General features: G+C 71.4%; 6 protein-coding genes and 1 pseudogene. 3 read left to right on the top strand and 4 right to left on the bottom strand.

Translation table 11 applies throughout. The features are described from left to right. Positions 1-52: 52 nt before the first annotated feature. Positions 53-298, bottom strand: a pseudogene (locus FN207_RS25220) (IS5/IS1182 family transposase); the annotation flags it as partial. A 153-nt stretch (positions 299-451) separates the two neighbouring features. Continuing rightward, on the bottom strand, positions 452-2,635 hold the full coding sequence (locus tag FN207_RS25215) for an FG-GAP repeat domain-containing protein (protein WP_142461203.1): 2,184 nt from the start codon (positions 2,633-2,635) through the stop codon (positions 452-454). Between the two features lie 221 nt (positions 2,636-2,856). Here FN207_RS25215 and FN207_RS25210 point away from each other — a divergent pair, with 221 nt between their 5' ends. Further along, positions 2,857-3,636 carry a GlcNAc-PI de-N-acetylase gene (locus FN207_RS25210; protein WP_142461202.1) on the top strand — a complete coding sequence of 260 codons (780 nt, stop codon included), beginning with the start codon at positions 2,857-2,859 and terminating at the stop codon, positions 3,634-3,636. A gap of 200 nt (positions 3,637-3,836) precedes the next feature. On the opposite strand, the gene FN207_RS25205 is transcribed toward FN207_RS25210, so the two are convergent. Continuing rightward, on the bottom strand, positions 3,837-5,660 hold the full coding sequence (locus FN207_RS25205) for a metallophosphoesterase (protein WP_142461201.1): 1,824 nt from the start codon (positions 5,658-5,660) through the stop codon (positions 3,837-3,839). Positions 5,661-6,044: 384 nt separating this feature from the next. Here FN207_RS25205 and FN207_RS25200 point away from each other — a divergent pair, with 384 nt between their 5' ends. Together FN207_RS25200 and FN207_RS25195 are read left to right on the top strand one after the other, a co-directional pair. Continuing rightward, on the top strand, positions 6,045-7,730 hold the full coding sequence (locus FN207_RS25200; RefSeq protein ID WP_221888400.1) for a GMC oxidoreductase: 1,686 nt from the start codon (positions 6,045-6,047) through the stop codon (positions 7,728-7,730). A gap of 15 nt (positions 7,731-7,745) precedes the next feature. Then, positions 7,746-9,308 (top strand): patatin-like phospholipase family protein, encoded by a 1,563-nt coding sequence (locus FN207_RS25195; RefSeq protein WP_142461200.1) that lies wholly within the window; start codon positions 7,746-7,748, stop codon positions 9,306-9,308. A gap of 420 nt (positions 9,309-9,728) precedes the next feature. On the opposite strand, the gene FN207_RS25190 is transcribed toward FN207_RS25195, so the two are convergent. After that, on the bottom strand, positions 9,729-11,543 hold the full coding sequence (locus FN207_RS25190; protein ID WP_221888399.1) for a glycosyltransferase: 1,815 nt from the start codon (positions 11,541-11,543) through the stop codon (positions 9,729-9,731). Between the last annotated feature and the right edge of the window lie 441 nt (positions 11,544-11,984).

The following is an 11,984-nucleotide window of genomic DNA, read 5'->3' as shown; positions in this document are numbered from 1 at the left end:
GCACTGTGCTCGATCGGCGTGGTCAGCGGCAGGCGTCCGCCCTTCCAGCAGCCTCGCCCGACCACCACGGGTCCACCCGGGCATCGGCGAGATCGGTGCGAGCAGTCGGCCTCGGAGCACGGCAGCGGTCGGTGCGGATCCGCGTGCCGTCCACGGTCACAGGAGAACGGCCCGCGGCGCGGGCGGCCGGCAGCGCGCCGCGCAGCCCCGCCGCCGCTGCGAGGACGTCGACGCGCTCGTGCGGACACCGGTGCGCCGTCGGGGAGCCGATCCGGCTGTCGGCGGCCAGCCCGGCGAGCATTCCGGCGTTCCGGCCCCGTGGTGCCCCGGCCGCACGGCAGGACTGCCGACCGTCCAGCGACCCGACAGCACGGCTCCGTCCCGGTGCTCGTGGACCCGCTGCCGGTGGCCGTGCGGTGCCCGTACGACCGTGGGACCCACTGAGCCGGCATCAGGAGACCCCCGCCCGATCGAGCACGTTGTGCATCAGCCTGTTGAGCACGGGATCGACGACGAGGCTGCCCCCGAACGTCAGCGATCCGGCGGAGAAGACGAAGCCGCCGCCGGGGTGGTCGTAGTACGTCATGTCCGCGCCGGGGCCGGCCGGGTCCGGCACGCCCTGGGCGAGGAGGACCAGGCCGTCGGGAAGATCCGACGCCGGCACCCCCGCCGGACTCAGTGCAGCCGGATCGAGCTGACAGGACGTCGGCAGGGCCGTCGCGCCGGGGCCGCGGCTGGTGTCGACCTCCCAGCCGCTCGCCTTGCCGTTGCCCGTGCCGCCGCTGTGCTGGGTGTTCAGTCCGACGTCGCCGAAGGTGTCCCCGTTCGACAGGTCCGTTCCCGCGAACAACGGGTGATCGGCCCTGCGGACCACGAAGGGCGACCCCGGTACCTCGCAGCGTTCGGTGGCGACGCCGAGGAGTGAGCGTTCGGGCCTGCCGCGCGTCCGGAACATGGCCACCTCGCGCGCGCCGCCCTCGACGCCCAGCCGGAACACCATCTCCGTCCGGTCGTTGTCGTACTCCGCGGTCTCGAACACGCCGTTGCCCGCCAGGTAGGCGAGGTTTCCGCCACCGTCGAGGTATGCCGCCAGCTGGTCGTACATCTGCGGCGTCCAGTACTCGGGATGGGTGCCCACGATCAGCAGCGGGTGCTGCGCCGGGTCGCACCCGTCGACGTGGAAGTCGATGTCGGTGAAGACGTCAGGGGCACGGTGCCGGCTCTCCAGCCAGCCCAGGATCCAGAGCTCGCCACGGGTGAGGTGGGGGTCCCCGTCCGGCGCCGAGGGCGGCATCGGGCGGAGGAAACTCGCGCGGGCCAGTCCGGAGTACTTCGACCGGCCACCCCACCCGTTGTAGGCCAGCCAGGTGTTGACGTTCGCGAGTACCGCCACGCCCGAACTCCGGTCGGCGGCCGGCTTCACCACGAACGTGATGTCCGAGCGGCCTCCGGTGGCGTCCTCGCAGGAGGCCGAGTAGATGCCCGACGGCCACTCCGGTCGCACGGTCAGGTGGAAGGTCTCGCTCCAGCCGCATCCCGTGCGCCAGGCCGTCGTCGTGGCCACCTGGTACTCCGCCGTGAACTGCACCGAGTCGACCACGGACGAGTCGATCCTCTCCGAGGTGGAGGTGTGCCGCTGGATCGAGGCGACCGATGCCCCGCCGTGCGACATGTAGAACGAGATGGACTCGCCCGGGCGTGCCGAGAGCGGCCAGCAGTAGCCCTCGATCGGTCGGGTGGGCGACACCCCGACCCACACCTCCCCCTTCGCCGGGTGATAACCGATGACGTCGTGCCAGATGTCGCCGTTGACGCTGCTGGTCACGAACTGCCAGCCCGCCGCCGGGGACACGGTCGCCGACGCGACGGTGAAGTCGAACACGTCGCCCTGGTTCTCCCCGATCCAGAGCTCTCCGTCGTCGGGGTGATAGCCGAGGAGATCCGCCCGGTTCCGTCCCGTGAACAGGCCTGCGAGGATGTGCCAGCCCGAAGCGGGCGTCAGTGTCGCCCAGCGGGTCATGCTGAACGACGATCCGCGGTTCTCCCCGACCCACACCGATCCGTCGGCCGGTCGGTATGCCACCACGTCGGTCGTTCCGTTACCGAGGAAGTCCCCGGTCGCGAACTGCCAGTCCTGCCCGGGCGCGACCATCGCCCACCTGTCGTCGAACCAGAACGCCGAGCCCGTGTTCGCGCCGACCCACACCGAGCCGCTGTCGCGGTGACAGGCGAGCAGGTCGGCTCCCGCCTTTCCCGTGAAGTAACCGCAGCGGATGGTCCATCCGGCCGCCGGGGTCAGGGTCGTCCACTGTGTGAGGTCGAAGGTCCCCCCGCGGTTCGCGCCGACCCACACGGCCCCACTCCCCGCGTGGTAGCCGACGACGTCCGCCCGGCCGTCGCCGGTGGTGTCCGCGACGACGAACTGCCACCCGTCCGCTGGCTCCACGGTCGCCCACGGAGCCGTGAACTCGAACCGGTCACCGCTGTTCTCCGCCACCCACAGCGTCCCGTTGCTCGGGTGGTACGCGAAGAGGTCACTTCCCGGTCCTCCCATGAGCGGTCCGGCGTCCACCTGCCACCCTGCGGCCGGCGTCGCCGTCGCCCACTGTTCGAACCTCAGTTCTCGCTCGGTCATGCGGTTCTCCTCTCCGCGAGGCGGGCGTCGTCGGGTCGGGGCGCGGCCGTGTCGCCGACGTCGTGGGCAGGCGCGCCACCCCTGCCTCCTGGAGGAGGCCCGAGCGGTCGTGCGACGGACTCCGCGAGGCCTCCGGGGCGCCAGGCCCGGGCGTGTCGCGGACGACACGGGCAGGCTTGTCGCCCTCGCCTTCCCGGGACGCCCGAGCAGAGGAGACGGCCGTGTCCGACGTGACGTTCTACGTAGGGGCCCACACCGACGACGTCCTGCTGTTCCGCGGGGAGAACTTGTTCACCGACCTGCACACCCCGGACGTCAGGACGGTGCACGTCGTGCTCACAGCCGACGACGCGGGCCGAACGGACGGCTGGTGGGAGGCGCACGAGGCGGCCTGCATCGAGTCGATGGCTGGCACACTGACTCCCGGCGAGCCGATGTCGGACCGAGCCACCGTCAACGGGCACTCGATCCAACGCTTCAGCGGGCCGACCTGGGTCGTCTACGGCATGCGGGTCCCCGACGGCAACGTCGACGGCGAGGGCTTCCAGTCCACCGGCTTCCGCACCCTCGGGAAGCTGCGGAGCGGTGCGATCGCCTCCCTGGCGGCCATCGACGGATCGACCACGTACGACGGCTGGGACGACTTCGTGACCACGCTCCGCGGCATCGTCTCCTCGGAGCGGGGGGCGACGGAGCGCCCGTGGATCACCACCGCCGACCACGACCGGGCGCTGAACCCCGGCGACCATCCCGACCACTACGCCGGCGCGGAGGCGGTGCTGGAGTTCGCCGAGGCCGACGGCCTCAAGCGGGAGTGGTGGGTCTCCTACGACGTCCGCGACCGGGAGGCCAACCTCGTCGGCCGCCCCCTCGACATCAAGTGGTTCCTGTTCCGGCTCTACGGCTGGAAGAACGACGAGCTCATCGGCGCCCCACCCAACGAGGAGGAGTGGGACTGGTGGGGGGCCAGGAGCTACGCGCGCACCGAGGGAGATGGCTGACCGGTCACCGCGGGACCGGGTTCCCGGCGCGGAACGGCCGGCGGACCCCGGACCTGCTGGGTCGTCGTCCGCGACGTCCGGACCGGGGAGGAGCGGGCCGCCACGCAGGGCCTGCGCCCACCCGGATGGGCGAGTCCCCGTGCGGCTTCCCGTCGATCGGGACGCGCCGGCGTCGCGGTCGCCGGCGCGCACACGCGAGTTCACGCCGCAGTCCCGGGCGCCGTGCGCGGGATCGGGATGGGCTCCTCGATGAGGAAGGGCGCCACGATCCCGTCGACCGGTGCGAACCGTTCGCGATCGCCGGGCACCCAGCCCGGCCGGAGGTCCCAGTCGCGCGGGACGCGTCGGACGCCGATCGGGTAGACGGTCAGCGTGCCGTCGGGCTGCAGGCGCAGGCGGAGGAAGTTGCGGCGGTCCGGGATGGCCTGGCCGGCGAACAGCTCGTTGCTGTTGATCCCGAACAACCGGTCGACGACCAGCAGGTAGAGCGCCACCAACTCGGCCGCGAGGATCCCCCCCACCGCGAACACCAGAGGGACGACCAGGGCCAGTGACCAGGTGCCTGGCATCCCGGCGGTCAGCCAGGTGGCGCCCCGGATGACCACGATGAGCAGCGTCAGGTGCAGCAGCCCGTGCACCAGACCGGTGATGCGCCCGCGCCGCCGCGAGGCGTCCCTGGTGAAGGCGACTGCGCCGCCGATGACCACGGCGCAGAGGAGGAACGCGGCCACGCTGTCGGCCAGCCCTCCGGCGAGGCGGCCCACATCGGCTCCCCGCAGCGCGGCGGCCATGGCGTGCACGTCCTCGACCAGGCCGTGGGCCGGGTCGCGCAGCGCCGCGCCCACCGCCAGGGTGAGCAACGCATAGACCCCGCCGAGCAGGGCTGCGAACGTCGGTGTGGCGAACGGTAGGCGCAGGATGCCCCGACTGAGCCGCCGCGAGTCCCCCGCCTCCGGATAGACGTCACAGCGCTGGTACGTCGTCGAGCGGCTCTTGCTGCGGGCCCTGCTCCGGGGCGGGGGCACGTGGATCGTCTCCGGCAGATGGTGCGTGGCGGAGAGGAACGCGCCGCCACCCCCGGCGGTGATCTTCTGCGCGCCGTCGGACGCGCCGTAGCGGGAGTAGTGGTGCCGGTCACCGGTCAGCGCGAGCCGCACGCGTGCGTGGCGGGGATGGATGACCTCCCGCTCGAAGAAGTCCAGGGTCGCGTACGCCTCGACGTCGTCGTCGGTCGCCGCCACCCAACTCGGTTTGCCCGTGCAGAGCAGGACGGCGTCGCCTGGGCGCAGTTCCTCGGCGATCCGCCTGAAGTAGGAGAGCTGGGCCTCGTCGAGGTAGGTGTCGAACTGGATGTCGACACCCCACAGCCACCAGCCGGCCGACAGCTTCGTCGCGAAGTAGCTGCGGGCCTGCCGGCTGCGCCACCCGCCGATCCACCGGCCCTGGCAGAAGGTGCGCATGAACGCGGTGAGCCCGTCGTACCAGTCGTGGTTGCCCGGCACCGCCTGCAGGCAGGGGGCGTCGGGGTCCTTTCGGGGGAGCGCGGCCCGGTACGGCCCGACCAGCCGGTTCTCGTACTCGTCGACGTGTGCGGCCGGGTAGCACTCGTCGCCACCCAGGACCAGGAGCCGGCCCTGCCGGGTCGAGTGCGTCGTCCCGCCCTGCGGCGCGACCTCGAGCTCGGGTCGGGAGAGCAGTGTGGCGACGGCGTAGGTGGCGGCGAAGCCGTCGCCGAGGTCGGCCACGTAGTCGATCCACAGGTCACCGTCGGGGGTGCTCAGGTCGAGGAACCCGTCGGCCTCGATCTCCCCCATCAGCTCGCGCTTGTCGTTGTACTCGCCGAGGATCGCGCTCACGACGGCCCGCAGGCTCATCCGCAGCAGCAGGTGGGGCTCCAGCCAGCGGGTGGCCCGCTGGCGGGTGAACGACGTCGCGGGGTCCTCGGCCCCCGCCGGAGGAGCCGGGGGATCGGTCTCCGGCGCGCCGGCGTCGTCAGGCTGCGGTGGGTCGGCCGTGGTCGTCATGCGCGGCTCCCGGTCTCCTCGGCGGGTGGGTCTTCCCGGGGACGAGGGCGCCCGGACTCTCGTCCGGGGGAGGTCCTACGGGATGATCGCGGCCGCGCGTCACGACGGCGTCAACGCGCAGTCTCCGGGCGGAGTCCGCGGCGCTGACGCCGTCGGTGACGTTGCGGTGACGCCCTCGCCGATAACGTCCGCGCCCATGCCGGGGCGACGTGCAGCAGGCGTACGCCGGGACCGGGGAGCGCGCCGCCGTGGGCCAGCTGCGGCCCTCCCGGCGCTGCCGACGTGGGAGACGCCCGTGCTCGTGACGTCCTCCCGACCGGAGCCGTCGCACCGGACCACCGGCACGGCCCGTCATGACGCCCGCACGGTCCTCGAGGAACCCTCGTGACGACGGGCGACCGGTCCGACTTCGACGTCGTGGTCGTCGGATCGGGCTTCGGGGGCTCCGTGATGGCGTGGCGGCTGGCCGACGCGGGGCTGGCCGTCTGCCTGCTCGAACGTGGGAAGCCCTATCCGCCCGGCTCGTTCGCGCGTTCACCCCACGACATGGGCCGCAACTTCTGGGATCCCAGCGAAGGTCGCCAGGGCCTGTTCGACGTCTGGTCCTTCACGAGCATCTCGGCCGTGGTCAGCAGCGGCCTCGGCGGCGGTTCGCTGATCTACGCGAACGTCCTGCTGCGCAAGGACCCGAACACGTTCGCTCACGAGCCGCTGCCCGGTGGTGGCGCCGAGGAGTGGCCGGTGACCTACGGAGACCTCGAACGTCACTACTCCGCCGTCGAGCAGATGATGGACGTGCAGGCCTACCCGCTGGACAGACCGCCCTACGACCGCACGCTCAAGGCGACGGCACTGCGCGAGGCGGCAACGACCCTCGGGCTGGACTGGCAGCTGCCGAACCTGGCGGTGACCTTCGGCAACGACGTGGACCGGCCGGTGCCAGGGGAGCAGATCCCCGACGGCGCGTACCCGAACCTGCACGGGCTGCCGCGCTCGACCTGCCGGCTCGTGGGCGAGTGCGACATCGGCTGCAACTACGGGAGCAAGAACTCCCTCGACCACACGTACCTGTCCGCCGCCCATCACCAGGGCGCGGACATCCGCACGCGCTGTGAGGTCCGGGCCTTCCGGCCCTACGACGGCGGCTACGCGGTGGACTACGTCGAACACCGCGAGACCGATGCCGGCGTCGGGATCCCTCCCGACCGGCTCCCACTGAAGCGACTCACCTGCCGTCGGCTGGTGCTCTCGGCGGGGGCACTGGGCAGCACCTTCCTCCTCCTCAAGAACCGGTCGATGCTGCCCCACCTGTCGCCCATGCTCGGGGCCCGGTTCTCGGGCAACGGGGACTACCTGGGGTTCGCGGTGAAGCGACGCGGCCGCGACGGGGGAGTCGGCCGGTTCGACCCCACCTTCGGTCCGGTCATCACCACGGCCACCCGGCTGCGCGACACCGCCGACGGCGGGGAGGGACGCGGCGCGTACATCGAGGACGCCGGTTATCCGGAGTTCGTCAACTGGCTGGTCGAGGAGGGGGTCATCACACAGACGGCCGGGCTGGGGCGGTTCCTCCTCGAGCGTGGGCTCGCCCGCCTCACCCGCCGTCCGAAGACGTCCATCGCCTCCCCGCTGAGCCGGGTCTTCGGCCGGAACACCCTCGCGGTCAGCTCCCTCCCGCTGCTCGGGATGGGCCGGGACGTCCCGGACGGCTGGATGAGTCTGCGAGGTGGGTACCTCGACGTGGACTGGCGGCCGACGTCCTCGCGCGGCTACCTGCGGCGCGTCGACGGCGCCATGCGCGACCTCAGCGCCGCCATGGGCGCCCGCTACGTCAACCCGCTGTGGTGGTTGAACCTGCTCGTGACGGTGCACCCGCTGGGCGGGTGCCCGATGGGCACGGGTCCGGACCGCGGGGTGGTCGACTCCTACGGGCGGGTGTTCGGGCATCCCGGGCTGTACGTCGCCGACGGCTCGGTGATGCCAGGCCCGGTGGGCGCCAACCCCTCCCTGACGATCGCGGCGCTGGCGGACCGGTTCGCCGAGCGCCTGGTCGACGACGCAGCCGGCTGACACCCGAGGTGGGCCATGAGTACGACGCAGGACGCCCAGCGGCCGAAGCGGGCACTGATCCTCGCTGGTGGGGGGCTCAAGGTCGCGTTCCAGGCGGGTGTCCTGCAGGTGTGGCTGGACGAGGCCGGGCTCACCTTCGACGACGCGGACGGCGCCAGCGGTGGGGTGTTCAACCTCGCGATGTACTGCCAGGGGCTGACCGGCCGCGAGATCGCCGACAACTGGCGGCTCGGTGACCCGAAGCGGGGCATCGCGCCGAACTGGCGGGGGCTGGTACGCGGGCCGTTCGCGCCGTCGCTCTTCACGCTGGAGCGGTACCGGAGGAACGTGTTCCCGGCGTGGGGACTGGACTGGACACGCATCCGTGCCAGCGGCCACCCGGCCACGTTCAACGCCTACAACTTCAGCCGCAACCGGCTGACCGTGCGCGAGCCGGCGTCGCTCGACGAGGACTTCCTCGTCGCCGCCGTCTCCTTGCCCGTCTGGTTCCCTCCGGTCGTCATCGACGGGGACACCTACATCGACGCCGTCTACATCACCGACGCCAACCTGGAGGAGGCGATCCGGCGCGGCGCCGACGAGCTGTGGGTGATCTGGACGGTCAGTCGGCAGCGGGTGTGGCGGGCCGGCTTCCTCGCCCAGTACTTCCAGGTCATCGAGACGGCCGCCAACGGGCACTTCCAGCGGATGCTGGACCGGATCGCCGCCAACAACGCGCTGGGGGAGAAGGGCGAGTTCGGCCGCCACATCGAGGTGAAGCTGCTGCAGGAGGAGGTGCCGCTGCACTACCTGGTCACCTTCAGCCGCGACAGGGTCGCTGAGGTGGTGAACATGGGAGTGCGTGCGGCGCGGAGCTGGTGCGCTGCGAACGGCATCGAGGTGACGCCGGTCGACGAGGACGACACCGGGCCCCGCACGCGGCTGGCGTTCACCGAGAAGATGCACGGCTGGTTCAGCTTCGGGGAGACCGACCCCCGACGCGGCGCCTCACTCGGCCGTGACCGCGGGATCGGGCTGGCCTTCCGACTCACCATCACGATGGACGGAGTGAACCGCTTCCTGCTCGACCCCCTGCACGAGGCCTCCGTGTCCGGGTGGATCCACTGCGAGGCGCTGGGCGGCCGGCTGCCGGTGACCTCCGGCGGGTTCAACCTGTTCGTCCAACAGGACGTGACCGGGCACCAGCGGATGTACTACCGACTGCACTTCGCCGACTCCGCGGGACATCCGCTCACCCTGCTGGGTGTCAAGGACGTCCGGGACGGCGCCGGCCTCGACCTGTGGAGCGACACCACGACGCTGTTCGTGCGGATCCTGCCCGGGCACGTCGTCCCGGCCCTGGACGGCAGCGACCTGCACGGCACAGCGTCGATCGGGTCGGCTGAACCGGACGGCATCGTCGGAGCGGGCGTGCTGCGGTTGACGCCGCTCGACCTCCTCCGCCAGCTGACGACGGTGCGGGCGCACGCTCCCACCGCGACGGAGCGGGCGGAGGTGGTCCGGAGGTTCGGGCAGTTGTTCCTCGGCAAGCTCTGGGACGTCTACGCACAGGAAGTCCTCTCCTCGTCCCCCATCTGACCTGGGTGCCAGGCGACCGAGCACACCATCGCCGAGCTCACGGCACTGGTGGAGGCCGGCTGAGACGGATGCAGTCCCTCTCCGCTGATGACCTCAGCTCGCCGGCCACGGCCCGGATCGAGCGGGTGCTGACCGACGACGTCTGGTCCTGTCTGCACTCGATCGACGGCGTGAGCACCGCGCTCGGGGCCCGGGAGGAGTTCATCGAGCTCCGCTGTCCGTGTCAGAACGGCGAGGGCGAAAGCCTCGACCGGACCGGTCAGCCGCCCGGCACCGACTCGATGGCCGGACACATCCGGACCGCGCGATCGACCTCCGACCGCACCGCCGTGGCAACGGCTGCTGCCGACCTCGCTGTGCCGGCGCCGCGACCTCGTCGGCCGGCCATCGACGCCGGGACCACCGCGTCGACCGCCGTCCTCATCGCGAGACGATGTGCCGCTCCCAGGTCTCCCGACTGGACAGCTCCGGCAACCGCCGTCGCCATTCGTCCCGGGCCGCGCGCCCGTCGCGCCACAGTCTCCCGAGGAGCACGCCACCGCGACGGGCCAGGACGCCCGCGCGGTCGAGGTCGAGCTGCCGGACGCGCACGCCCTCCTGTGACGGGTCGGTGACGACCGCTGTGTCGAACAGGGACACGTGCCACCAGTGCGCATCGGCACTCGAGACCGCCGCGATCCCGCCCGGACGGCGCAGGAGTTGGCGCAGCAGCCGCTTGACGAGTACGGCGCGCATCATGGACGGCGTCCCGGCGGCCGCGGTCATGGACATCGCTGTGTCCGGCACGCCCGGAACCGCCGAGGCCGGGTGGTTCCGCGTCTCAGGGTGACCGCACCAGGCCTTGCGGACCCCGGCGGAGATCTCGGCCCCGGCATCGGCGAGCACGTCCGGCCCCCGCAGGAAGTCCTGGACAGCTCGCAGCATGAGGTCGGCGAGGCCGTAGCGCATCGACACGAGTGCGTCGACGAGCTGACCCGCCAGGTAGCCCACGATGCGGCGCCGATCGAAGTCGCTGTGCAGCGCGCTGGTGATGAGGGCGTTGCGGAAGCTGAAGTAGCGGGACCAGTCGTCCCAGTTCTTCCACGCGAAGTCCGGGTGCCAGGCCCCGGCGCCGGCGAGGGTGACGGTCGGGAAGCCGTGTTCGCGCGCCCGCAGTCCGAACTCGATGTCGTCCCACTGGAAGAACACCGGCAGCGGAAAGCCGATGGCCTCGACGACCTCCGACGGGATGAGACAGGTCCACCACGCGTTGTAGACGGCGTCGACCCGCGGGTGCTGTTCCCTCTTCGTGAGGTCTTCCCTGTTCGTCAGATCGGCGTTCCACATGGCACCCTCGACCGGCTTCCCAGCTTGCAGGATGGCCAGGTCCGCGGTCTCCGCACCCACGTGCAGCCGGCTCGGGTGGAGCAGGTTGAGCATCTGCGCACCCACGATGACGGAACGGTCTGCCCGGTCGGCCAGCCCGCGGAGCCGGAGCACCGTCTCCGGTTCCAGCCGGATGTCGTCGTCCATGAGCAACAGGTTCACGCCCACGGGCGCGTGGTCCCGCATCGCCTCGTACATCCCACGGGTGAAGCCCCCCGCGCCTCCGAGGTTCCGCTGGCGGACGTAGTGCAGGGTGGCCCCCATCTCCCTGCGCAGCGCCTGGAACTCCTCATGGGCGTCCAGGGTGTCGCTACCCTGGTCCACGACGTAGACGGAGTCGAGGTCGGCGAAGACCTCCGTGTCCCTCACGAGCGTCCCCAGGATGGCCAGGCACTCCTGTGCCCGGTTGTGTGTGCAGATCACCACCGCCGTGGGAGGGCGAGAGCGGAACCCTCCTACCGACCAGCGCACTCGTTCGACCGTCAACTCGCCCTCGTCGGTCTCCATCTCGAGCCAGAGGCCGCCGCCGTCGACGAACCTGTCCAGGCGCACCGGGAGACGGACCGTCTCGGCGTGCGCGTTCACGACCTCGTTGACCACGACGGTGCGCGGGCCGCCGTGCGCATCGGACGCCATGATCCGCACGACCCCGTCGCCGGTGACGACGAACTCGACGGTCACGGCGGGGGCGGACGTCCAGCGCTGCCAATACGAGGCAGGGAACCGGCTGAAGTAGGTGTTCGTCGTAGCGCAGGCATGACCGTGGAGCATCAGCCGGCCCCGCTCCCGGACCACGGCACCGTGCATCACGACGCTGTAGAGATCCTTCGGCGCCTCTGCGGTCGGCCCGACGAACAACGTGCGCTGCACCAGGAGCTCATGGGTGGTCTGCTCACGACCGCCCTGACCTGCACGTGCGGTCCGCTCGCCAGTAGATGACACCATCAGTGCACGGCCTCCGAACGTGCCCAGACACCCCCGCCGCGTGGCCACTTGGCCTCGAACGGTAGCGGTGGTTCTCAGGCGGAGATCGCCCCAGTTGTCGCGTCGCGAGCAACCGGCGACCCCCGTGTCACGGCATCGGCCGCGTGTGCCACGGCGCCAGCGCTCGACCACTCTGTGTCATGTGCGCTTCCCGAAGCGCCACCGTCCGCATGAGCAGGAAGACCGCAGCCGCCGGCCCGCCGGACCACATGGACACCGCGCCCTGCGGGCCGGTGGGTCACCATCATCGTGTGCTGGCCCTGAGGACATCGATACGCGTCAGCTAGGCGGGTCCGCGACGGACGGGACTGCTGCACGAACAGGTGA

Origin of the sequence: Geodermatophilus aquaeductus (assembly GCF_900182545.1) — a bacterium.
GTDB classification, from domain to species: Bacteria; Actinomycetota; Actinomycetes; order Mycobacteriales; family Geodermatophilaceae; genus Geodermatophilus; species Geodermatophilus aquaeductus.
Note: the sequence above shows the minus strand (reverse complement) of the source record. Positions and strands in the feature narration are given on the sequence as shown.